Source organism: Streptomyces pristinaespiralis (assembly GCF_001278075.1).
GTDB lineage: Bacteria > Actinomycetota > Actinomycetes > Streptomycetales > Streptomycetaceae > Streptomyces > Streptomyces pristinaespiralis.
Genome location: NZ_CP011340.1, coordinates 4,025,452 through 4,047,798 on the forward strand (window position 1 = coordinate 4,025,452; position 22,347 = coordinate 4,047,798).

The 22,347-nt window shown below is 71.1% G+C and carries 20 protein-coding genes; 2 read left to right on the plus strand and 18 right to left on the minus strand.

The window, feature by feature from the left end; translation table 11 throughout:
• Positions 1–16: 16 nt before the first annotated feature.
• Positions 17–2,278 (minus strand): ATP-binding cassette domain-containing protein, encoded by a 2,262-nt coding sequence (locus tag SPRI_RS17020; protein ID WP_182327709.1) that lies wholly within the window; start codon positions 2,276–2,278, stop codon positions 17–19.
• A 126-nt stretch (positions 2,279–2,404) separates the two neighbouring features.
• Between SPRI_RS17020 and SPRI_RS17025 the strand changes: the two genes are divergently transcribed.
• On the plus strand, positions 2,405–4,951 hold the full coding sequence (locus SPRI_RS17025) for a polysaccharide lyase family 8 super-sandwich domain-containing protein (protein ID WP_053557066.1): 2,547 nt from the start codon (positions 2,405–2,407) through the stop codon (positions 4,949–4,951).
• Positions 4,952–4,980: 29 nt separating this feature from the next.
• Here the strand turns inward: SPRI_RS17025 and SPRI_RS17030 are convergent, their stop codons facing one another.
• On the minus strand, positions 4,981–5,883 hold the full coding sequence (locus SPRI_RS17030) for a LysR family transcriptional regulator (protein WP_005314244.1): 903 nt from the start codon (positions 5,881–5,883) through the stop codon (positions 4,981–4,983).
• Between the two features lie 110 nt (positions 5,884–5,993).
• Entirely contained in the window at positions 5,994–7,037 is a 1,044-nt protein-coding gene (locus SPRI_RS17035) for a helix-turn-helix transcriptional regulator (protein WP_050791505.1), read from the minus strand.
• 162 nt (positions 7,038–7,199) lie between these two features.
• Between SPRI_RS17035 and SPRI_RS17040 the strand changes: the two genes are divergently transcribed.
• Positions 7,200–7,397 carry a hypothetical protein gene (locus SPRI_RS17040; RefSeq protein WP_005314253.1) on the plus strand — a complete coding sequence of 66 codons (198 nt, stop codon included), beginning with the start codon at positions 7,200–7,202 and terminating at the stop codon, positions 7,395–7,397.
• Positions 7,398–7,758: 361 nt separating this feature from the next.
• Here SPRI_RS17040 and SPRI_RS17045 read toward each other — a convergent pair whose 3' ends face one another.
• The 15 genes from SPRI_RS17045 to SPRI_RS17115 form a co-directional block, all read right to left on the minus strand.
• Entirely contained in the window at positions 7,759–8,817 is a 1,059-nt protein-coding gene (locus SPRI_RS17045; RefSeq protein ID WP_203227958.1) for a TauD/TfdA family dioxygenase, read from the minus strand.
• A gap of 4 nt (positions 8,818–8,821) precedes the next feature.
• Positions 8,822–9,919 carry an amino acid kinase family protein gene (locus SPRI_RS17050; protein ID WP_037774092.1) on the minus strand — a complete coding sequence of 366 codons (1,098 nt, stop codon included), beginning with the start codon at positions 9,917–9,919 and terminating at the stop codon, positions 8,822–8,824.
• Positions 9,916–10,974 carry an aspartate-semialdehyde dehydrogenase gene (locus tag SPRI_RS17055; RefSeq protein WP_005314260.1) on the minus strand — a complete coding sequence of 353 codons (1,059 nt, stop codon included), beginning with the start codon at positions 10,972–10,974 and terminating at the stop codon, positions 9,916–9,918. Before SPRI_RS17055 ends, SPRI_RS17050 begins: the two co-directional genes overlap by 4 nt.
• A 100-nt stretch (positions 10,975–11,074) precedes the next feature.
• On the minus strand, positions 11,075–12,043 hold the full coding sequence (locus tag SPRI_RS17060) for a DMT family transporter (protein WP_037774093.1): 969 nt from the start codon (positions 12,041–12,043) through the stop codon (positions 11,075–11,077).
• Between the two features lie 96 nt (positions 12,044–12,139).
• Complete coding sequence (locus tag SPRI_RS17065) at positions 12,140–13,060, minus strand: amino acid ABC transporter substrate-binding protein (RefSeq protein ID WP_063805347.1); 921 nt, start codon at positions 13,058–13,060, stop codon at positions 12,140–12,142.
• Positions 13,057–14,313, minus strand: coding sequence for a methylaspartate mutase (locus tag SPRI_RS17070; protein ID WP_050791507.1), 1,257 nt, complete (start codon positions 14,311–14,313; stop codon positions 13,057–13,059). The genes SPRI_RS17065 and SPRI_RS17070 overlap by 4 nt, the downstream gene beginning before the upstream one ends.
• A complete protein-coding gene (locus tag SPRI_RS37205; protein ID WP_086025594.1) occupies positions 14,313–14,897 on the minus strand; it encodes a cobalamin B12-binding domain-containing protein in 585 nt (194 codons plus the stop codon). The genes SPRI_RS17070 and SPRI_RS37205 overlap by 1 nt, the downstream gene beginning before the upstream one ends.
• A gap of 109 nt (positions 14,898–15,006) precedes the next feature.
• Entirely contained in the window at positions 15,007–16,044 is a 1,038-nt protein-coding gene (locus SPRI_RS17080; protein WP_158685167.1) for a helix-turn-helix transcriptional regulator, read from the minus strand.
• Positions 16,041–17,393, minus strand: a complete 1,353-nt coding sequence (gene accC, locus SPRI_RS17085) for an acetyl-CoA carboxylase biotin carboxylase subunit (protein WP_005314271.1) — start codon at positions 17,391–17,393, stop codon at positions 16,041–16,043. The genes SPRI_RS17080 and accC overlap by 4 nt, the downstream gene beginning before the upstream one ends.
• A gap of 29 nt (positions 17,394–17,422) precedes the next feature.
• Complete coding sequence (locus tag SPRI_RS17090) at positions 17,423–17,938, minus strand: acetyl-CoA carboxylase biotin carboxyl carrier protein (protein WP_053557067.1); 516 nt, start codon at positions 17,936–17,938, stop codon at positions 17,423–17,425.
• Complete coding sequence (locus SPRI_RS17095) at positions 17,928–19,634, minus strand: acetyl-CoA carboxylase carboxyltransferase subunit alpha (RefSeq protein ID WP_005314275.1); 1,707 nt, start codon at positions 19,632–19,634, stop codon at positions 17,928–17,930. The genes SPRI_RS17090 and SPRI_RS17095 overlap by 11 nt, the downstream gene beginning before the upstream one ends.
• Before the next feature lie 6 nt (positions 19,635–19,640).
• On the minus strand, positions 19,641–20,120 hold the full coding sequence (locus SPRI_RS17100) for a DUF4188 domain-containing protein (protein WP_005314278.1): 480 nt from the start codon (positions 20,118–20,120) through the stop codon (positions 19,641–19,643).
• A 12-nt stretch (positions 20,121–20,132) separates the two neighbouring features.
• A complete protein-coding gene (locus SPRI_RS17105; protein ID WP_078951259.1) occupies positions 20,133–21,551 on the minus strand; it encodes an aldehyde dehydrogenase family protein in 1,419 nt (472 codons plus the stop codon).
• Positions 21,542–21,943 carry a hypothetical protein gene (locus SPRI_RS17110; RefSeq protein WP_005314283.1) on the minus strand — a complete coding sequence of 134 codons (402 nt, stop codon included), beginning with the start codon at positions 21,941–21,943 and terminating at the stop codon, positions 21,542–21,544. The genes SPRI_RS17105 and SPRI_RS17110 overlap by 10 nt, the downstream gene beginning before the upstream one ends.
• Positions 21,936–22,346 carry an acyl carrier protein gene (locus tag SPRI_RS17115; RefSeq protein WP_158685168.1) on the minus strand — a complete coding sequence of 137 codons (411 nt, stop codon included), beginning with the start codon at positions 22,344–22,346 and terminating at the stop codon, positions 21,936–21,938. Before SPRI_RS17115 ends, SPRI_RS17110 begins: the two co-directional genes overlap by 8 nt.
• Between the last annotated feature and the right edge of the window lies 1 nt (position 22,347).

Consider the following 22,347-nt stretch of genomic DNA (forward strand, 5'->3'; position numbering starts at 1 on the left):
TCGCACCCGGGCGGTGTCAGGCCCCGACGTACTCCCGGAGGTGGTGCGCGGTGAGGGTGTCCCCGTGGGCGACCAGGTCCTTCGGCGTCCCCTCGAAGACGATGCGGCCGCCGTCGTGTCCGGCGCCGGGTCCGAGGTCGATGATCCAGTCCGCGTGCGCCATCACCGCCTGGTGGTGCTCGATGACGATCACGGTGTTGCCGGCGTCCACCAGCCGGTCGAGCAGCGCCAGCAGCTGGTCCACGTCGGCCATGTGCAGGCCGGTGGTCGGCTCGTCCAGCACGTAGGTCGCCGCCTTCTCCGCCATGTGGATGGCCAGCTTGATGCGCTGCCGCTCACCGCCGGAGAGGGTGTTGAGCGGCTGTCCGAGCCGCAGGTAGCCGAGCCCGACGTCCCGCAGGCGGCCGAGGATGGTGTGTGCCTGCCCGGAGGTGAAGAAGTCGTGGGCCTCGGCCACCGACATCCCCAGCACCTCGCTGATGTTCTTGCCGCGCAGCGTGTAGGTGAGCACCTCGGGCGTGAACCTCCTGCCCTCGCACTCCTCGCACACCGACGCCACCCCGGCCATCATGGCGAGGTCGGTGTAGACGAGCCCCAGGCCGTTGCACTTGGGGCAGGCGCCCTCCGAATTGGCGCTGAACAGGGCCGCCTTGACGCCGTTGGCCTTGGCGAAGGCCGTACGGATCGGGTTGAGCAGACCGGTGTACGTCGCCGGGTTCGAGCGGCGCGAACCGCGGATCGGCGACTGATCGGCGACCATCACTCCCTCGCGGGCGGGCAGACTGCCGTGGATCAGCGAGCTCTTGCCCGAGCCGGCGACGCCGGTGACCACCGTCAGGACGCCGAGCGGTATGTCGACGCTCACATCCCGCAGGTTGTGCAGGTCGGCGCCCTTGATGGACAGCTGCCCCCGCGGCTCACGCACCTGCTCCCGCAGTCCGGCCCGGTGCTCCAGGTGCCGCCCGGTCAGCGTCCCGGAGGCACGCAGGCCGGGCACATCTCCGCTGAAGCAGATCCGCCCGCCCTCCGTGCCGGCCCCGGGACCCAGGTCGACGACATGGTCGGCGATCTCGATGACCTCGGGCTTGTGCTCGACGACGAGCACCGTGTTCCCCTTGTCGCGCAGCCGCAGCAGCAGGTCGTTCATCCGCCGGATGTCGTGCGGGTGCAGACCGACGGTCGGCTCGTCGAAGACGTAGGTCACGTCGGTGAGACTGGATCCGAGGTGCCGCACCATCTTCACGCGCTGCGCCTCACCGCCGGACAGCGTGCCTGCGGGCCGGTCGAGGCTGAGATAGCCGAGGCCGATCTCCACCAGCGAGTCGAGCAGGTCCCGCAGACCGGCGAGCAGCGGGGCCACGCCCGGATCGTCGATCCGGCGCACGAACTTCGCGAGATCGCTGATCTGCATCGCGGAGCACTCCGCGATGTTCACCCCGTCGATCTTCGAGGACAGGGCGGCGGCCGTCAGTCGGGTGCCCCCGCAGTCGGGGCATTCCCTGAAGACCACGGCCCGGTCGACGAAGGCCCGGATGTGGGACTGCATCGCGTCCCGGTCCTTGGTCAGCATCGTCCGCTGGACCTTCAGCAGCAGGCCCTCGTAGGTGAAGTTGTTGCTGCCGACCTTCACCTTGACCTGCGGCTTGTGGAGGAAGTCGGCCCACTCCTGCTCGGTGAAGTCCCTGAGCTTCTTGTCCGGGTCGTAGAAACCGGAGTTGGCCATGATCTGCCAGTACCACGAGTCCACGGCGAAGTTCGGCACGGTGATCGCGCCCTCGTTCAGCGACTTGTCCCGGTCGACCAGTTGGTCGATGTCGATGTCCGACACCTGGCCGACGCCTTCGCAGCGGGGACACATGCCTTCGGGGAGGTTGAAGCTGAAGGCTCCGGAGGTGCCGATGTGCGGCGTGCCCAGCCGGGAGAAGACGATCCGCAGCATGGTGTACGCGTCGGTGGCGGTGCCCACGGTGGAACGGGAGTTGGCTCCCATCCGCTCCTGGTCGACCACGATCGCGGCGCTCAGATTGTGCAGGGCGTCCACGTCGGGCCGGCCGAGGCTCGGCATGAACGACTGGATGAAGGCGGTGTACGTCTCGTTGATGAGCCGCTGGGACTCGGCGGCGATCGTCCCGAAGACGAGGGACGACTTCCCCGAGCCGGACACACCGGTGAAGACGGTGAGGCGCCGCTTGGGTATGTCGAGCGAAACATCTGCCAGGTTGTTCTCGCGCGCGCCGCGCACCTGGATCACATGGTGGTTGTCGGCCGGGATCGTCATCTGCCCGACGTTAGCCGACCCCACCGACAACGGGGCCCGTACCCGCGTCCCGCCCGTTGACAGCGGTGGGACGGCGTTGTTTTGTCGTCGGGCAAGCGCTTTCCGGCCGAACCTTGGAGCGTTCAGGTGGAGTTCTCGCGTCGTTCCGTGCTGTCCGTGATCCCGGCGGCAACGCTGCTTGCCGTGGCACAGCCCCTGCGCGCCCGAGCCGCGCCCCGAGCCCTCCCCTCCTCCGGGCAGGCCGCCGATCACGCCCTGCTGCTCCGCAACACGGTGGCGGTCTTCGCCGGCACGGAAGAGGCCAACGCCCGGCCCGAGGTCGCCCCGAAAGTCGCCGCCATCGCCTCGACGGCCCGGTCCCGGCTCGCCGCCATGGACGACGCCGGACCGGGCGAGCTCTTCGCGGGGGTCCCGCTCGGGACCAGCGATCCCAACCTGAGCAGGACGTTCCAGTACCTGTACGAGATCGCCCTCGCCACCCGCACCCCGGGCGCCTCGGGCCTGCCCGACGGCAGCGCGGTCCGGCGCAGGGTCGCCGACGGCCTGGTCCGTCTCCACGACGAGTACTACGGCGACCAGTCGAAGGGCTACTACGGCAACTGGTTCAACTGGGAGATCGGGATCCCCGCCCACGCGACCAAGACCCTCGTCCTCCTCGGGGACGAGCTCGCGGCGTACCGGCCGGATCTCGCCGCGACGTACATCGCCTCCATGGACGCGTACCTGCGCAACGGCAAGGACGGCGACGTCGACCTCGACTCGCGCTTCCACACCGGGGCCAACCTCGCCGACATCACGACCAACCGGATCCTGCAGGGAGCGGTCCTCGGCGACGACGCCCGCGTCAGCAAGGCCGTCGCCGACCAGCTCACCGTCTTCGCGCGGATCGACCCGTACGACCTGCGGCACGGTGTCACCGACGGCTTCTACGCCGACGGGTCCTTCGTCCAGCACGCGTCCGTCGCCTACACCGGCTCCTACGGCAAGGGCCTGCTCACCCGCATCGTCCAGAGCGTCAAGATCCTCGACGGGACGGCCTACGTGCCGTCCGAGAGCCTGGTCGGCGTCGTGCAGGGCTGGGTCGCGGAAGGCTTCGCCCCGGTGATCTTCGAGGGCTGGATGATGGAGATCGTCAAGGGCCGCGCCGTCTCACGCACCGGCACGGGCTACGCGGACGTCGCCGCCGTCGTGGAGGCCGTCGTCGACCTCGCCGGGTACGCCACCGGCGACGACGCCCAGGCGCTCGAGGGCTACGTCAAGTACGTCCGGCAGACCTCCAGGGCGAGCCTCGACCCGGTCACCTTCGTCTCCCCCGTCAGCATCGCCCGCTACGCCGGCATCCTGAACTCCCCGGCCCCCGCGAAGGACCTGGGGCCGGCCGCCTCGCACGCCGCGTTCAACGCCATGGACAGGACCGTCCACCGCCGCCCCGGCTACGCCTTCGCCCTGGCCCGCAGCTCGGACCGGATCAGCAAGTACGAGTACATGAGCGGCGAGAACCTGATGCCCTGGTTCCAGGGGGACGGCGCCCACTACCTCTATCTGTCCGGCCAGGACCAGCGGCAGGCGTTCGGGGTGGACTACTTCACCACCGTCTCCCCGTACCGCCTGGCGGGCGTCACCGCCCCGGTGGAGGACCGCCGCACCGTGCCGGAGCTGTACGGAACGCTCTGGTACGACAATCCAGGGCGCGGTTTCACCTCGTCCTCCGAGTCCCAGAACACCTACGTCTACTTCCCGCGCGGCAGCCACCCGCACTCCGGCGGCGCCCGCCTCGGCGCGTACGGCTCCGCCGCTCTCGTCCTGTCCGACGACGTCGCGTACGCCGCGAAGGAGGCGGGCCGGCTGCCCGACGACTTCGTCGCCCACCAGGGCGCCCGCGGCACCAGATCGTGGTTCATGCTCGACGACGAGATCGTCGTCCTCTCGGCCGGTGTCACAGGCGGAGCGGGCCGCGCCGTGACCACCACGGTCGACAGCCGGATCGCTCCCCCCACCGCCCCGGTCACCGTCACCGGTGAACTCCACGACGGGACGCCGTGGCAGGACGCCGGCACCACGCCGCCGGCCTGGCTGCGGTACGCCGACGCCGGGCAGGGGACCGCGGTCGGATACGTCTTCCTGTCCGGGCCCCGGCCGACCGTCGCCCTCGACACGGTCACCCGCAGCCTGCGCGGTGTCCGTCTGTCCAACCCGGACACCGCCGTCACCAAGAAGGTCTTCACGGTCTCCTACGAGCTGCCCTCCGGCGCCGCTCCCACGGCCATGGCCCACGCGATCGTCCCGAACGCGTCCGAACGGCAGCTGGCGTCCTACGCCGGCGGGCCGCTGTCCGTCCTCGTCAACACCGTCCGTGTCCAGGCGGTCAAGCACACCGGGCTGGGCCTGATCGCCGTCAACACCTTCGCCGCGGGCGTCCACCACGCCGAGCGCCTGTCCGTCGACGGTCCCGCCTCCGTGGTCCTCCGCCGGTCCCCCGACGGCACCTGCTCGATCGCGGTGTCCGACCCGACGACCGGACGTCGCACGGTCCGGGTCACCCTCCACGGCCGTGCCCTGCGCGCCGTCTCGGCGGACGACGGCGTCCGCACCACCCACGTCCCGGGCGGCACCCGCATCGACGTCACGACGCACCACGCCTACGGCCGCAGCTTCACGGCGACGCTGCGTTAGGGGCTGCCGCGCGCGCCGGTCCTGCCGCGTCAGGGCCGGCGCGCGTACTCCTCCGAGAGGAACTTGATCGTCTGGTCGATGAACACCCGCATCTCGCGCGAGAGGGTCTTGCCGCGCCGCCAGGCGATCTGGGTGTGGACCTCGAACGGGATGGTCCAGGGCAGGGTCACGAGGGTGCCGCTCTCCAGGCTGTCGGCCACGGTGACGCTCGGCAGCAGGCTGATCCCGAGTCCGGCGGCGACACCGCGCTTGATGGACTCTATGGTGCCGAACTCCAGGAAGGGCAGGGATTCCCCGGTGCCGTCGTTGAGTTCCGCCTCGAACAACTCGCGGTAGGCGCAGCCGGCTTCGGCGGAGATGACCTGGGTGGCGCGCAGGTCGTCCGTCGTCACCTTCTCGGCGCGGGTGAGCGGATGGTCCGGGGCGGCGACGACCGTGAGCGGTTCGGAACCGAGCACTTCCGTCTGCACGCCCGGGTGCTGGGTCTCCGCCTCCATCAGGAAGCCCATGTCGAACATGCCCTGCCGCAGGGCGTGGCAGGTCTCCGCGCACAGGCTGGGCCGCAGCACGATCTGCAGGGCGGGGTGGCGGTGGTGGAAGAACTCCAGCAGCGGCGGCATCCGGTAGGAGGTGATGCTCTCCATGGACCCGACGGTGAGCACTCCCGCCGGCTCCTCGGAGCCGAGCGCGGCGCCGCGCGCTTCTCCCGCCAGGGCGAGCATCTGCTCGGCGTAGGGGAGAAGCCGTCGCCCCGCGTCCGTGAGTTCGACCCGGCCGCCGAGACGGTCGAAGAGATTCACCTCGAGCGATTCCTCGAGGGCTTTGACATGCGCGGTGACACTGGATTGCGCGTACTTCAGTTCCACCGCCGCGCGGGTGAAACTGAGCAGCGTCGCCACCTTGTGAAATGTCGCCAACTGCCGAATGTCCATGTCCCCCTCCGTGGTCCGGTTGTCGCCGAACTCGTGGCGCATGAACCAGGAAATCAGCCGGACAATGGGGGCACCAGAACAACGGCCTGTCCGATCGGGGACAATGACCGTCAGGAATCTGCCACTTCGCCGCTGTCCGGATTCGCGGGCACAGCGCTCGTATCGGGGATCAATCCCTGCTGCGCGAGGAGAAGTCCGGCCTGGAAACGGCTGGTGGCGCCGACCTCCTCCATGATGGCGGAGATGTGGCGGCGGCAGGTCCGGGTCGCCATGCCGAGCCGGCGCGCGATGCCCTCGTCCTTGAGGCCTTTCGCCATGAGCCGCGTGATCGACACCCGCAGATCTTCTGTGATCTGTTGGTATTCGGCGGTCCGGCCGATCTCGAACGGCTGGCTCGCCTGCCAGATGGACTCGAAGGACCGGCAGAGATAGGCGACCACCGTGGGGTCGGTGACGAGCGCGGCGCCGGGCGGCTTCTTGCCGGTGCGCTCCTTGGGAATGAACGCGAACTTGCGGTCGTAGATGATCAGCCGCTCGGACAGCTCCTCGGCGGTCCTGACCTCCGCGCCCTGTGCGCAGATCTGGCGCACATAGGTGCGGGTGGCGAGGCTCGCGCGGGCGGTGTTCTGATAGAGCGTGCGGATACGGATACCGCGCTTTCTCATCTCCAGCGTCTGCAGGAGATCCTGCTCCAGCAATTCGGCGCTGCGGCCGCCGCCGGGCTGGAGGCTGATGCGCTCCTCCGTGCAGCGCCGGCGGGCGAGGTCGATCTCCCGCCGGACGTCCTCGAAGTCGTCGAGGACCCGGATAGGCACATCGTCGTCCGTGGACCGGGCCCGGGAGCGGTACACCTCCGACAGGACCCGCAACTCCTGGTGTATGCCGGCGATCTCGCGGCGCCGCTGGGCGATGGACAGCTCGAGCGGCGTGACCAGTTCGGCCTCGGCGATGTCCGGATCGAGAGCGGCCACGACACGGCCGTTCGCCGATACCGCGAGCAGCCGGAGATCCTGCAGTGCCTCGCGGGCCTCACTGATCAGCTGGACATCGACGCCCAGGCGACCTGCGATCTCCTCGTCCTTGAACGTTCCGTTACGCAATGCGTATTCGTAGACCTCGGCCGCGACGCCACCCAGCAGTTGATGCTCCCCCATCGGTCACCAACCCCAGCCAATTGCCCGATTTGTCGCTATCCACTTGCTGCCGCTCCATCATAGGACACTTCATGCCACTCGAACTCGATCTTCACTAGTGCCACCTTGTTCTTGCGGCCGGAGAGGGCACGCGTCGGATGAACAACGAGAGGGAAATACACGATGGCGAAGGCACACCGTTTCCTGGCTCATGGAATCTCGGTGACCGTGCTGGCGCTCGCGGTGATCCATTCCATGGCAGGGGTGACCGCGTCCGTTCCCGAAGGCAACTCGTTATCCGGAGTCATTCTCGCGGACGACAAGTGGGACTCCCCGATGCCGGGCGAAGGCTCCACCGCCGCCGAGCGTGATCAGTTCTGACCCAGTGGTACAGGCCAAAGGAGTATTGATGTCGGGGAATATGCCAATGGCCGGTCGGCTCCGGGCAGTCGGAGCCAAATGCGGCACTCTCCACTGGCCGCGGCGGCACCGCTAGCCTCTGGGCCTCGTGACGGCCCGCCGTCCCGGCGGGCCGTCACGCCGTTCGAGGCCCCGGCACCCGGACTCGCCGGCCGGCAGGCCGACCGCCGCCGGGCCGAGGGCCGGTCGAACAACCCGCCGCGCCACGGCCGTGCGCCGTTCCGGTTCAGGCCATCGGCCGCCGGGCCGTGGCGGGACGAGACAGGGCCGCCCCCTGGACCGCCCCCCGAAGACCGGCGATCCGCCACACAGCCGGGTCCGGTCAGAAGTGGACGCGGCGGTCGGTCGGGGTCACGCGGTACCGGATGTCCCACAGGCTGCGCCGGACGTACGTGCGCTGGAGCCATCGGTCCCGCCCGTCATGGCGGGCGGTGAACGGCGACCTCGCGTGAACGCCCTTGCGGTTGTTGACCAGGAGGGCCTGGCCGGGCTCCAGCCTGACGGGGTGTGCCACCTCGCGGCACGTCCGCTGGAGCCGCTCGAACGCGGCCGCCGCCTCCTCGCTCAGCGGGCGCACTCCGTTGGCCGACACGGCGATCTCCGGAAAGGCCTCCGGGCCGCTGATGACCGGGACCGGTTCGGACAGCACCTCCGCACCGCCCGCGGCACTGCGGGTGTAGCTGCCCGGCGCGTTGAGCCGGAACAGCGGACTGCGCAGCAGACTCAGCTCCTCCTCCGGCAGCCGGCCGCAGATGTCCCGGGCGTCGGCGTAGTAGGTGACCGCGGCCCCCGAGGGGTCGCCGCGCAGGCAGTTGAGCACCAGGAAGTCCGGATTGGCGACGTCGTACCGGCCCGTCGGGTCGTAGGTGATGTCGCTGTGGAAGTTCAGGAAGACCGCCGAGCTCTGGTTGGTCTGGGTCCGCTCCCCGCCGGCGACCGGCACGATGTCGTGGATCAGGCGGCCGTCCTTCTCGGTGAGCACTCCCAGGGGTTCGCCGAGCAGTCCGGTCAGCCCCAGCAGCACCCCCTCCGAGACGAAGCCGCGTTTGGCGCGGCTCGGCCCGCCGTCGTCGGGCGTCGGCGGCAGCATGTCGTCGACGGGAAGGTTGCGCACCAGGGCGACGCCGGCCGTGTCGATGTGCCGGCCGAAGTCCATGACGGCCTGGAGCAGTTCGGTGGGCAGCGCCGCGAACACCTGATGGCACCGCGCGGTGGCCCTGTCGATGTTCCCCGTCGGATCGGGCAGTTCCGCGAGGCCGCCGTGGAGGGTGTCGCGTACCGCGTCGGGCACCACCAGGTCCAGACGGGTCGGGGCGCCGGGCCCCGCGGGCGTGCCGTCGCGGCCGAGGGGTTCCCCGTGGACCGGGAATGCCGTCACCACGTCCTCACACCCCTGCCAGCGCGACCGCGTCCCTCGGCTGAGGGAAGTCCATCCCGTCGTGCAGCCGCTGCGCCAGGTGGAGCGCGTCCTCGCCGCTCTCCGCGAGGTGCATCGTGACCTTGCTGCCACGCACCTCCGCGACGGGCACTCCCATCTCCCGTCCCGGCTCGACCCCGGCCCTGCGCTGGACGGCCTCCACGTCGACGTAGCCGCCGACCACCGCGACCCCCGGGCGGCCCGTGAGCCGCACCGTGTCGATGCCGGCGCCGTGGAAGGCGTTGTGCGCCGCGTCGGCCCGGGCGTCGTCGGGGTAACCGAGCACCACGGAGCGCTGGTTGAAGACCACGGCGGACATCTGGGTGCCCTCGGCGCTGATCGTCGTGCCGGCGGAGAACGGGGCGCGGTTGTAGCGGAGCACGATCTCGATCCGGTGCCGCAGCGCGAGCTGCACGGCGCGGCGGTGCAGGACCTTGGCCCCGTAGAGCGACATCAGGGCCGCCATGTTGTACGAGACCCGGGGCAGGATGCGGGCTCCGGCGATCAGGTGCGGATCAGAGGTGTAGATGCCGTCGACGTCCGAATGGATCTCGCAGACGCCGCTGCCGACGGCACGGGCGACCGCCAGCGCCGACAGGTCGGAGCTGTTCTTGCCGAGCCAGGTCGGCCGTCCTTCCGCGTCGACGGCCTGTCCCCCGGGCACCACGACGACCTCGTGCTCGGCCAGCGCGCGGCGCAACGGCGCGGGATCGGTCCGCACCACGCGCGCCCACAGGTAGGAGTTGTCGGTGGTCAGGCCGAGCTGGTGGCCGGCGAGCACCGTGGCGGTGCGGCCCCTGCGGTGCAGTGCGGCGGCCAGCAGATGGGCGCTGAGGAGGTCGCCGGTGGCCAGCATCCCGGCGGACGTGGCGTCCTCGGGCCGCGGGTTGACCTCGTGCAGCCGGCCGCGCAGCCCTTCGGTCTCGCCCTGCATGGCGCTGACCACGACGGCCGTCGGACGTCCGCCTCGGCGGACGCGTTCCTCGAGCCCGGCCGCGAGCTCCTCGTAGGCGGCGTGGGTGCGGAAGGTGGAGCCGCCGAATTTCAGTACCTCCGGTCCGTTCACCGGGTGCCTCCCGCCATGAAGCCGTGCCGGAGGACGTGCTCGGCCACCTGGATGGCGTTGAGCGCGGCGCCGACGCGGAGGTTGTCGGAGACCAGCCAGAGCCAGAAGCCGCGCGGATTGTCCGGGGACACCCGGATCCGGCCGACGTGCACGTGGTCGGGGTGCCCGGCCCTCAGCGGGGTCGGGAAGGCGGCCGGGTTCTCCGCGTCGTGCACGGTGACCTCGGGCAGCGCGGCCAGCAGGCCGACGAGTTCCTTGCGGTCGACCGGCGCGCCCGCCTCCACCCAGACCGCCTCCGAGTGGGAGTTGACCACGGGCACGCGGACGCAGGTGGCGGTGAGGTCCAGATGGGGCCTGTCGAGGATCTTCCGCGACTCCTGGAGCATCTTCTGCTCCTCCAGGGTGAACCCGGTGTCCAGGAGCCGGTCGATGGAGGGGACCACGTTGAAGGCGAGCGGCGGCTTGAAGCGCTCGGCCGGCAGCTCGGCGTCCGGGTCGCGCAGCGCCAGTTCGGTGCCCTCCAGCAGCTCCTCGATGCCGTGGTGGCCCTGGCCGGAGGCGGCCTGGTAGGTGCTGGCCACCACCTGGCGGATGCCCCAGCGGTGCTCGACCGGTTGCAGCACGCGCACCAGCGGGATGGTGGAGCAGTTGGGGTTGGCGACGATGCCGCTCAGCGGACGCCGTTCCAGCACATGGGCGTTGACCTGCGGGACCACCAGGGGGGTGTCCGGGTCCATGCGGAAGGCGTTGGTGTTGTCGATCACGAGCGTGCCCTTGGCGGCCGCGACGGGCACCCACTCGGTGCTGACCGGGGTGCCGGCGGAGAAGAAGGCGATGTCGGCCCGGCCGAAGTCGAAGTCCTCCAGGTCCTGGACGGCGTACGGCCGGCCGTCCACCATCAGCTCCCGTCCGGCGCTGCGGGCCGAGGCCACCAGATGCATCTCGCGGTAGTGCAGCCCCCTCTCCTCGATCAGCTCGATGAGGGTGTTGCCCACCACTCCCGTCGCACCGACGATGGCGATGCGTGGGGCTGCTGGGTCGGTGACGAGCGTCATCAGACTTCTCCGATCTGTACGGGTCCGGCTGCGGGTGCCAGAGCTGCTGGTACGGCTTCCAGGACGGGGCCTGTGGGGCCGCACACCCGTGACGGCGGCGTCATCGACGCACCGCCTCTGCCTTCGGCGGGGCGGTGGGGCCGGCTTCCCCGGCCGTCCGGCGGCGCCCGCCGGGCGGCAGGGGCAGCCGGCCGAGGTTCACGGCGAGGGCCGCCGCGGCGATCAGCACGACGCCGAGGGCCTGGAGGGCGTCGATGCGGTGCCCGTAGACGGTGAGGTCCACGAGGATGGCCACCGCCGGATACACGAAGGACAGCACCGCGATCCGGTCGGTGGCCAGCTTCTGGTACGAGGAGTACAGAAGGATGTACATCACGCAGGTGTGGATCACGCCGAGGCCGACGAGCCAGCCCCAGCGGGCGTCGAGACCCGCGGTGTCGCCGAGCCGTGTGAACGGCAGCAGCAGCGGGATGCCGACCAGCACCTGGACGAGAGCGGTGACTTCGGGGCGCAGCGTGGTCAGCCGTTTGGCGATGACCGTGGCGAAGGCGTAGAAGAGGGCCGCCACCAGAGCCTCGCCGACGCCCAGCAGATAGCCCTCGCTGCCGCCGAGGTCGGCGCCGGGCAGGTCCGCCACGAGCACCACGCCGGCGAAGGCGGCGGCGATCCAGCCGGCGCGGTACCGGTCGAGCCGTTCCTTGAAGAGGAGCGCTCCCAGCAGCACCACGTAGAACGGCTGGGTGTGGTAGACGACGGTGGCCACGGATATCGACGTACGGCTGTACGCGTCGAACAGCAGCACCCAGTTGAAGACGATGAACACGCCGCCGAGCGCCGCGAGCGCGAGGGTGCCCCGGGTCAGCCGGGTGTTCTTCAGGTAGCCGCGGAAGAGGCAGTACGCGGCCAGGGCGAGGGCTCCGAAGAGGCAGCGGAAGAACACCACGTTGAAGGAGGAGGCGCCGGACTCCAGGACGAACACACCCAGCGTCCCCGACAGCCCCATGGCCGCGATGAGCTGGACGGCGCCTCTGCGCTGCCGGGCTGCGGCCGTCACGGCCTCGTTGGTCATACGCCTCGACTCCCTCTCGGTGACGTTCGGATCGGTGCGGGCGGGTCAGGGATCTCGGGGATCAGGGCGGGGGTCTGCGGGCGGGTCGGGACGGGATCAGTGCAGCGGGACGGCGTAGTGCAGGCCGCCCGCCGTCCACAGCTCGTTCACCCCCCTGGGCACGTCGAGACCGGACGCGGCGCCCAGGTTCCTTTCGTAGACGTCGCCGTAGGTCCCGACCGCGGACAGGACCCTGTCGGCCCACTTCTCGTCCAGCCCGGCCGACGGCCCGTGGGGGCCCGCCAGACGGGCCGCGGCCTCCGGGCCCTCGTGCTCGGCGGCCACCAGCAGTTGGAGCACCCACCGGACCAGCCGGAACCAGTGCGGGTCGGCCTCGTGGACCGCCGCGGCCATGGGCTCCCGGGAGATCGACACCGGGAGGATCCGGTGGTCCTGCGGCCGTGGCAGACAGGCCCGGGCACCGGCCAGCGCCGTACGGTCCAGCACATAGGCGGCGCAGTCCCCACAGGCGTAGGCGGCCAGCGCGTCGGCCGGGTCGTCGAAGCCGACAGGCTCGACCTCGAGGCCCAGCGGGCCGTACCACGACTCGAGGTTGACCACGGTGGTACAGCCGTTGTGGACGGCGAGACGCCGGCCGGCGAGGTCGGCCGGATCGGCCAGCCCGTCGGCGGCACGCACGAGGAAGCCCTCGCCGTCGTAGCAGGTGATGCCGGCGAAGAGCACCGCGCCCGTGGCCTCACGGCCCATCGTCCAGGTCAGGTTGCACACCGTGAGATCGGCCCGGCCCGACTCCAGGGTGCGCAGCCGGTCGGTGGCGCGTACCGGGACCCAGTCGATCGCCTCGGCGTCCTCGAGGGCGGCCGCGGCGACGGCCCGGGCGATGTCCGTGTCGAGCCCCGTCCACCGCCCGGCGGGCGTGCGCAGCGACAGGCCGCGGACGCCCTGGGACACGGCGACGCGCACTGCCCCGCGGACCTTGGCGGACCGGAGGGTGGCGGTGGTGGCCGGGCGGTTCATGCGGGGCTCCCGAGCGGTTCGCGTTCCGGACTGTCGAAGCGGCGCCGGTTGAAGGTGAGCAGCTCGGTGAGCCGCCGTGCGGTGAGGGGACCGCTGTCCCGGACGGCCGTCACGGGCATACCGCCCGCGTCGCTCCAGCGGAGCATGGACCGTGCGTCGATGGTGGTCCGCGCGCGGTTGGCGTTGTCGGGGTGGAGGCAGAAGGGCACATCGAGCAGGCCCCGGGCGAAGGCCGCGACGAGGCATCGGCCGATGCTGCCGCCCAGTTCGAGGGTGGCGTCGACGAGTGCCCTCGCCTCTTCGTACAGGCCCGTGGACGTGGGCTCCGGCCCGCCGTTCGCGTCGGTGGCGTCCGCCACGGAGCGGGCGAACGCGATCGCCGCCGCGTTCTCCTCGATCGTGGGGATGCGGTGCGCCTCGGCCGGAGTCTTGACGATCAACCGGTCCGCGCCGCCCTGCACGGCGAGCGGCACGCTCTCCGCGAGCAGCCGGCGGCTGCCGTCGGCGGTGCGGGGGAAGACGCCCATGAACGTGTAGAGGACGATGTGGTGGCCGGTGCCGGCCAGCCGCTCGTCGGCGAGGCGCCGTAACGCCGCCAGGGCCTCCCGGTCCTGCCCCGGGTGCACCTGCTGGGCGTAGCTGAGGGAGACGCCCATGAGACCGTGCTCCTGGAAGAACATCGCCTCCAGCACCCCGAGGGCGACCAGCAGGGACGGCGGGCACAACTGGCCCAGCATGCAGCCGCCGAACGTCTCCACGTGCATCGGAACCGGCTGCCTCGCGAGCAGTTCGCAGCCGGCGCTCCATTCGCGCACGGCCTGACCGAGCGGGACCCGGCTGTAGGGCAGGCAGTACGAGACGGGCCCGCCCTCCGTGGCGTCGACGCCGGCCCGGACCATGGCGTCGAGCACCCGCAGGGGCCGGGGGGTGCCGTGGCGGACCTGGACCGGGAACGCGGGCGAGGACGTCTCCTCCAGCAGGGAACGCACCGCGGGCACTCCGTGGGCGATGAGCGGGAATCCGTTGAGGCTCTCGGGGTGTTCGCGAAGGGCGCGGCGCGCGGCCGTGAAGTCGTGACAGCGGGTGTAGCTGTCGAGCGTGACGGTGCCGGCCGTAAAGGGGCCGGCGTCCCGCACGGCGCGCAGTCCGGCGCGCATGCGGTCGAGTTCACCGAAGCCCATCCGGGACTGGATGACGAGGTGTCCCGCGCGTCGGGCGTGGCGCACCATGCCGGTGAACCGGTCGGTCTCCATCACGCCGCCCCCGCCGGAACGGCGAGCCGGGGCGCGGGGAACGCCGTCACGGGACCGGGCACGGGGAACGCCGTCACGGGGCCGACCGCCGCGGGAGCGGGCACGGGGCGGATCGGCGTGAGGCCGGAGCGGTGCCGGTGGGCGACGACGCCGCCGAGGAAGTCGTCGAAGCGCGCCAGGGCCGCGTCGGGTCCGCCCGCGGCCGCGTCGTCGAACACCGCGTCGTAACCGGCCGCCGTCAGCAGCGCGGTGGCCTCCGCGTGGTCGCGGTCGTCGACGGCGAGTTTCCCGCCGATGACGACGGGCAGGGCGGCGAGTTCGGGGGTGGCGCGCAGAGCGCGGACGAGGCGCAGTCCGTCCAGCCGGCCGTGTCCGTTGACGCTGCTGATGACGAGCAGGTCCGGCCGCCGGCTGCGGCATGCCGCGATGATCGTCGCGTCGGGCGTCACATTGCCCAGGTTCGAGACGTCGTGGCCGCGTTCCTCCAGCAGCAACTGAAGGAAGACAAGGTTCCACATATGGGCGTCGGAGGACAGGCCGGAAACAACGACTCTCAGTCCCGGAGCAGAAGCGGTGCCGTTCATTCGTTCCCCCGGAGAGAAAAGGAGTTACGTCATGGAAACTATCCATGGGCCGGCGCCGCCCGGTCCAGCGGCGCAGGTCGGCATTCCTGATAGGAAGGATCAGGAATTCCTATCCCTCGGTGTCCGGCTCCCGGCCGTCGCCCGTGAGGCCAAGTCTGGCCGCTGCCATGCCCAGTTGGAAACGGGTGTCCACCTGGAGCTTTTCGCACATTCCGGCGAGGTAACGGCTCAGCGTCCGGGTGGAGATACCCAGCCTGCGGGACATGAACTCGTCGGATCTTCCCCGCTCCAGGTGGCGCAGAATTTCCAGTTCCACGTCTTCGAAGACCGTGTCGTCGTGACTTCCGCCGCCGACCGTTCTGGCGTGTTCCCAGATGTGGTCGAAAATCACCGACAGAAAGCCGACCGCGACCGGATCGCGGAGCAGTGCGGCACCGCCCGAGCCCGTGGACACGAACGCGAAGGTGTCGTCGAGCAGGATCATCCTGCCGGGTATCACGGCGGCGGTGCGCACCTGGGCCCCCAGCCGGCCGAGGCGCCTGACGTGCTGCAGTGCCTCGCGCTGCCGGCGAGCGGTGTGCGGCACCACCGTCCGGTACCGCACACCGCGATCGAGGAGTCCGCGGTCGAGGTCCAGGGCGGCGCGCAGCGTCTCGGGGCTGCCCAGTGTGGGGTGGGCGGTGAGCACGCTGCGGCGCACCTGCGCGGACAGGTCGGCGAGCCGGTGCCGTACGGCGTCGCCGTCGGTGAACAGCTCGGTCGTGGTGCCGTCGAGCTCCTGCCGCCGGTGCGCCTCGTACGCCGAGCCCAGCGGCCCCAGTTCACGGCGGGTGGTGTCGATCAGCCGCACCAGTTCGTGCACCCGCGTGTGGCAGGCGGCGGTGAGCGCGGCGGCGGCGACGGCCGGGGAGAGCGCCTCGTGTCGGCCGGGGCCGTCCGGGCGGAGCAGCCGGCGGGCCGTGAGCCGCTTCACGGACTCGGCGACCTGGTCGTGGGAGAGCCCGAGCCGCCGCGCGCTCTCCTCCGCGTCCGGGGACGTCTCCAGCAACTGCCGGTAGACGTCGATGTCCTGGGGCGTGAGTTCGTCCGACGGCACGGCGGTCCCCCGTTCCGGTGTGTGTTTCCCTTCTTCCGGTGTGCTGCTCACAGCGAGAAGTGACGCCCGAGGAAGTCCGTCGCGATGTCGCCCCCGCGGAACTCGGGGTGCCGGAGGATCTCCTGGTGCATCGGTACGGTGGTGTGCACGCCGGGCCCGCGGACGTCGAACTCCGAGAGCGCGCGCAGGGCGCGGTCGATGCAGGTGTCGCGGTCCGGCCCCCACACGATGAGCTTCCCGATCATGGAGTCGTAGTAGGGACTCACCCGCGAACCGGCCACATAGTCGGTGTCGACGCGGACCCAGGGGCCGCCCGGGACCCGGTACTCCTCCAGCAGGCCGGGGGTGGGGACGAATCCCCGTGCGGGGTCCTCGGCGTTGATACGGCACTCGATGGCGTGGCCGCGGATCTCGATGTCCTCCTGCTTGAAGGACAGGGGGCTGCCGGAGGCCACACGCAGCTGTTCGGACACCAGGTCGACCCCGGTGACCAGTTCGGTGACCGGGTGCTCGACCTGGATACGGGCGTTCATCTCCATGAACCAGAAAGCCTCGTCGCCGGCCTCCAGCAGGAACTCCACGGTGCCGGCCCCCCGGTAGCCCACCGCACGGGCCCCCGCCACGGCGGCCTCCCCGAGCCGGTGCCGCAGCTCCGGGGAGACCATCGCGGAGGGCGACTCCTCGATGAGCTTCTGGTGCCTGCGCTGCACCGAGCAGTCGCGTTCGCCGAGATGGACCGCGCCGCCGAAGTCGTCGCAGACGACCTGGACCTCGATGTGCCGGGTCTTTCGCAGGTAGCGCTCCATGTAGACGGCGCTGTTCTTGAAGACGGCCTGGGCGCTCGCCCGGGTGGCGGTGTAGGCGTCGCGCAGGTCCTTCGGATCGTGCACGACGGTGATGCCGCGCCCTCCGCCGCCGGCCACCGCCTTGATGATGACCGGATAGCCGATCTCCGCCGCCACGGCCACGGCCGCGTCCACCGAGTCGACCGGCTCGACCGTGCCCGGCAGCAGCGGCAGGCCGGCCGCCGTCATCAGCCGTCGCGCGGTCGCCTTGTCGCCGACGTTCTCCATCACGTCCGCCGGGGGACCGATGAACGTGATGCCGTCGTCGGCGCAGATCTCGGCGAAGTACGGGTCCTCCGAGAGGAATCCGTATCCGGGATGGATGGCCTCCGCTCCGGTACGGACGGCCGCTCCGATGATGTTGGGGATGTTGAGATAACTGCGGGCGGGGGCGCCCGGGCCGATGTGGACGGCCTCGTCCGCGGCCTTGACGAACTGGGCGTCGGCGTCGGGCGTCGAGTAGACCGCCACCGTCCGTACGCCCAGATCGCGGCAGGAACGGATGATCCGCAGCGCGATCTCACCCCGGTTGGCGATGAGCACCTTGTCGAACACGTCTCGGTCCTCCCGTGTGTGGCGGCGGCTCAGTCGACCGGGACGAGATCGATGAGCGGCTGGGCGTACTCGACCACCTCGCCGTCCCGGGCGTGGACGGCGTGCACCCGGCCCCGGACGTCGGCGGTGATGGAGTTGAGCAGCTTCATCGCCTCGACGACGGCCAGTTGCGTGCCGGGTTCGACGATGTCCCCGACCTGGACGAACGGCTCCGCTCCGGGCGACGGCGCCTGGTAGTAGGTGCCGACCAGCGGCGCCGTGACCTGGACGAGTCCCGCGGGCGCCGCGTCCTCGGCGGGTGCGTCCGCGCTCTGCGGTGCGGCGGGAGCGGGCGCGGCGGCCGGCGCGGGCGCGGGGAGCACCGCGCCGGGGGCGGCGGCCGGGGCCGTCTCCCACTCGACGTCGACGCTGATCCCGCCGGCCCGCAGCGTGATCCGGCGCAGGGTGCCCGGCAGTTCACCGGCCAGCAGCCGGGTCTGCGCTCTGAGCTCTTCGACCGTCATCGTGCCGGCGGCGGTCGGCGCCTCGGACGCCTCAGTGGTCATCACGCTTCTCCCAGTCGACGATGGGCTGACGTTCGGGGTGCCCGAACCGGTCGAAACGCTCCCGGCGCAGCTCGACGAGCCGGTCCCCCGGGAGGTCGAGCAGCGGACCCAGGGTCCGCACCAGAGCGGTCTTCACATTGAGTGCCGTCGGATACGGCGCCGTGTGCGCCCCGTCCGGCGGCTCGGGCACGATCGCGTCGACCACGCCGAGGCGCAGCAGGTCCCCGGCGGTCAGCCGGAGCGCGTCGGCCGCCTGGCCGGCGCGGTCCGCGGTGCCGAACAGGATCGTGGAACAGCCCTCCGGGCTGATCACCGAGTAGTACGCGTTCTCCAGCATCAGCACCGAGTTCGCGACACCCAGCGCCAGCGCACCGCCGCTGCCGCCCTCACCGGTGACCACCGAGACCACCGGGACGCGCAGCCGGGAGAGTTCCAGGATGCACTCGGCGATGGCGAGGCTCTGCCCCCTCTCCTCCGCCCCGATGCCGGGGAAGGCGCCCGGGGTGTCGATGAACGCCACGACGGGCAGGCCGAAGCGGTCCGCCAGCCGCATCAGCCGCAGCGCCTTGCGGTAGCCCTCGGGGTTGGGCATGCCGAAGTTGCTGCGGACCAGCGCCTGGGTGTCATGGCCCTTCTGGTGACCGAGCACGACGACGTTCCGGCCGCCGAGCCGGGCGATGCCGCCGGTCAGCGCCTGGTCGTCCCCGAAGACCCGGTCGCCGTGCAGGCTCACGAAGTCGTCGAAGACGTGGCCGATGTACTCCTCGGTGGTGGGCCGCCCGATGTTGCGGGCCAGGGCGACGGTGTCGCGGGTGCCGCGGACGGCCGGGGGCGGTTCGGTGAGCGGCTCCGCGCCGCCCACCTCCGGCAGTTCGGGCACCGAGGGGCCGAGCAGGGTCAGCAACCGGGCGAGGTGCTCCCGCTGGTTCTCCCGGGGGACGACCGCGTCGATCATGCCGTGCTCGAGCAGGAACTCGGCGCTCTGGAAGCCGGCGGGCAGTTCCTGGCGGATCGTGTTGCGGATGACCTGGGGACCGGCGAAGCCGATCAGGCTGCCCGGTTCGGCGAGGATGACGTCGCCGAGCATGGCGAAGGAGGCGCTGACGCCGCCGAAGGTGGGGTCGGTGTTGAGGTTGATCACCGGCAGCCGGGCCTCGCGCAGCCGGGCGACCCACTGGGCCGTCTTGGCCATCTGCATCAGCGACAGCGCGCCTTCCTGCATGCGCGCGCCGCCCGACGCGGCGATCAGCAGCAGGGGCAGCCGCCGGGACAGTGCGTGACGTGCCGCCGCGGCGATGCCCTCGCCGACCACGGCGCCCATGCTGCCGCCCATGAAGCCGAAGTCGACGGCGGCCACGACCAGTCGGCGGCCCTCGATCGTCATCTCTCCCGCGACCAGGGCGTCCTGCCGGCCGGTCCTGGCCTGCGCGTCCCGCAGCCGGTCGGGATAGGGCTTGCTGTCCGTGAACTTCAGCAGGTCACGCGGGCGGTGGTCGTCGGGGAACGACCGGAAGCTGTCGGCGTCCGCCAGCTGCTCGATCCGGGTGTGCGGGGGGATGCGGAAGTGGAACCGGCACTCCGGGCACACCTTCCTGTTGCGGTCCAGGCGCTTGACGTAGACGAAGGCGCCGCACGCCCCGCATCTGCGCCACTGCACCTCCTGGTCGGCCCTCACCGGGCCCTGTTGCCGGCTCACGGCCGATCACGCCCGCTCCGGCTCGGCGCTGCCCGGGACCGGCGGACGGACGCGCTGCGGTACGGACTCGGTGGCGGCGGCGATCCCGAAGACGGGGATGTTCCGGTAGACGGTGTGCATCCGCGCCGGGTCGACGATGTACGCCTCGTGGAAGATGCCGACGGCGCCGTCGTTGCGCACGGCCCGGTTGAACCAGGCCCACATGGAGCGGTGCTTGCCCTCCGTGTTGTGCGAGTAGCGCATCAGGTCGTCCATGCTGCGCCAGTACTGGAGCATGATCACGGTGCGGTTGAACCAGGCCCGCGAGTAGAGGAAGCCGTGGTCCTTGTTCTTCTTCAGCTCGATCAGCATGGGGATCATCGAGGCGATGACGGGCAGCCAGCGGTGCACCATCCAGAACTTGTTGATGCGGGTGCCGATCAGCAGCACCACGGTTCCCTCGGGCGGAGCGGCTATACGTGGCTCGGTGACGACCTTGAGGTCCATCGGGAGCTCCTCTCAGAACGGGTAGGCGCGGGCGGGGCTGCTGGTGGTGAGGGTGTGCCAGCGGGTGAACGCGTCGAGTGCGGCCCGGCCGCCGAATCCGGAGGCGTTGCCGGAGGCCCCGATGCCGCCGAACGGCAGCGCCGGGTCGTGGTTGACGGTCTGGTCGCCGACATGGACGACGCCGCAGCGCAGCCGGGGCGCGAGCGCGCGTCCGCGGTCGGCGTCGGACGTGTAGACGGCGGCGGTGAGCCCGTAGTCGGAGGTGTTGGCGAGCGCGATCGCCTCGTCGTCGTCGGCGAAGGCCGTGATCGTGGCGACCGGCCCGAAGACCTCCTTGTGGAAGACGGCCATCTTCGGTGTCACGTCGGCGAGCACGGTGGGCGGGAAGAACGGGCCCTGCACCCGCCCGCCGGTGACCAGGCGGGCGCCCTGGGCGACGGCCTCCTCGACGGCGGCGGCGATCCGGGTGAGCGCCCCGTGCTCGATGACCGGACCGATCTGGGCGTCCGTGCGGTACGGGTCGCCGATGCGCAGCGCGGCGGCGCGGCGGGCGAGGGTCTCGGTGTAGGCCTCCACCACGTCCTGGTGCACCAGATGGCGGCGGGCCGCCATGCAGATCTGGCCCTGGTGCAGGAAGGAGCCCCAGGAGCCGGCGGACGCCGCCTGCTCGATGTCGGCGTCCGGCAGGACGATGTAGGCGTTCTGCCCGCCCAGTTCGAGGACGACCCGCTTGAGCAGCCGGCCGGCGGTGGCGCCGATCTCGCGGCCCACCTCGGTGGAACCGGTGAACGACACCATCGCCACGTCCGGCGCCTGGACCAGGGCCGCTCCGGCGTCCGCGTCACCGTGGACCACTTCCAGGACGCCCTCTGGCAGCCCCGCGTCGGCGAGGACCTCGGCGAAGAGACGTCCGCCGGACAGCGGCGTGTGCGGATCCGGCTTCAGCAGCACCGTGTTGCCCAGGGCGAGCGCGGGAGCGACCGAGCGCATACCGAGCAGCAGCGGGAAGTTCCACGGCACGATCACTCCGACGACGCCGAGCGGGACCCGGGTCACCTCGGTCTCCCGTCCGGGCTCGGAGCCGGGGCCGTGCGGGCTGTCGGGGCCGGTGGCGAGGGCGGCCGCGTGCCGCAGCTCCGCAGCACCCGCGTGCACCTCGTAGAACGCCTTCCCGGTGATGGAGCCGCCTTCGCGGACCAGGAGGTCCATGGCGTGCTGGTCACGCTCCAGCAGCAGATCGGCGGCGCGGGACAGGATCGCGGCGCGTTCCGCGGCGGGCCGCGCCGCCCAGGCGGGTGCCGCGGCGGCGGCCCGGCGGGCGGCCGAGGCCACGGCGCCCGGGGTGGCGAGCGGGACGCTGCCCAGCTCCTCGCCGGTGATGATCTCCCGGCTCGTCAGGAGCGCGGCTTCGGTGGCAGTGGTCACCTGCATACCTCTGTTTCTTCGTGGGAGGGACGTGCCGGGCCGCTGCCGCGCGTCATGACCGCGTGGGCGGTGACACGGCCGGCGCCGGTGGTGACGGAGAGGGAGATGTCGCCGCGCAGAACCGTCTCCGCGAAACGGGCGACCTCACCCCGGAAGATCAGGGTGTAAGGACCGCCGTCCGTGCCGAGGAGGTCGACGTCACGCCACCGGCCGGCCACCCGCGGCGGTGCGGCGAGGGCGCGCAGGGCGGCCTGGCGCAGTGCCCACCGGACGGCGGAGCCGCCACCGGCGGGCAGTTCCAGCGCCTTGGCGCCGTGCCGGGCGATCAGCCTGTCGAGAGCGTCGGCGTCGACGCCGTAGCTGCCGATCCGAAGGACGCTCGGCCCGTGCTCAGGCATGGGCGGCCCGCCCCTCGGCGAGCAGGTCCTCGACCATGGAGATCAGGTTCTGGACGGTCATCCGGTCGAGCATCCGGTCGAGGGTGAGCCGGCCTTCCCATTCCGCGGGGTCGAGCTGCGGCATGACGGTGCGCAGTTGTGCCAGCCCGCGGCGGCTGATGATTCCTCCGGCGTCGCAGAATTCCGCGTCGGCCACATCGCCCTGGAGATAACGTCCGCAGCGTTCCACCGAGAGAACGACCGGCGCACTGCATTCGATGCGGAAGAAGATGTCCAGCAGGTCGAGCGATTCCAGTCCGAGATCGGCGCTGAGAACGAGATCGGTGCGGTATACGGCGGCGTCGATTCCGAGCGTGTCGATGACGATGGAACGGACCAGTTCCTTCACATCGTAGTGAGACATG

Bases quoted from the DNA above. Each gene is read 5' to 3' on its own strand.
- SPRI_RS17020 (WP_182327709.1), bottom strand. From the start codon at position 2,278: ATGACGATCCCGGCCGACAACCACCATGTGATCCAGGTGCGCGGCGCG.
- SPRI_RS17030 (WP_005314244.1), bottom strand. From the start codon at position 5,883: ATGGACATTCGGCAGTTGGCGACATTTCACAAGGTGGCGACGCTGCTC.
- SPRI_RS17035 (WP_050791505.1), bottom strand. From the start codon at position 7,037: ATGGGGGAGCATCAACTGCTGGGTGGCGTCGCGGCCGAGGTCTACGAA.
- SPRI_RS17040 (WP_005314253.1), top strand. From the start codon at position 7,200: ATGGCGAAGGCACACCGTTTCCTGGCTCATGGAATCTCGGTGACCGTG.
- SPRI_RS17055 (WP_005314260.1), bottom strand. From the start codon at position 10,974: ATGACGCTCGTCACCGACCCAGCAGCCCCACGCATCGCCATCGTCGGT.
- SPRI_RS17060 (WP_037774093.1), bottom strand. From the start codon at position 12,043: ATGACCAACGAGGCCGTGACGGCCGCAGCCCGGCAGCGCAGAGGCGCC.
- SPRI_RS17065 (WP_063805347.1), bottom strand. From the start codon at position 13,060: ATGAACCGCCCGGCCACCACCGCCACCCTCCGGTCCGCCAAGGTCCGC.
- SPRI_RS17070 (WP_050791507.1), bottom strand. From the start codon at position 14,313: ATGGAGACCGACCGGTTCACCGGCATGGTGCGCCACGCCCGACGCGCG.
- SPRI_RS37205 (WP_086025594.1), bottom strand. From the start codon at position 14,897: ATGAACGGCACCGCTTCTGCTCCGGGACTGAGAGTCGTTGTTTCCGGC.
- SPRI_RS17090 (WP_053557067.1), bottom strand. From the start codon at position 17,938: ATGACCACTGAGGCGTCCGAGGCGCCGACCGCCGCCGGCACGATGACG.
- SPRI_RS17100 (WP_005314278.1), bottom strand. From the start codon at position 20,120: ATGGACCTCAAGGTCGTCACCGAGCCACGTATAGCCGCTCCGCCCGAG.
- SPRI_RS17105 (WP_078951259.1), bottom strand. From the start codon at position 21,551: ATGCAGGTGACCACTGCCACCGAAGCCGCGCTCCTGACGAGCCGGGAG.
- SPRI_RS17110 (WP_005314283.1), bottom strand. From the start codon at position 21,943: ATGCCTGAGCACGGGCCGAGCGTCCTTCGGATCGGCAGCTACGGCGTC.
- SPRI_RS17115 (WP_158685168.1), bottom strand. From the start codon at position 22,346: ATGTCTCACTACGATGTGAAGGAACTGGTCCGTTCCATCGTCATCGAC.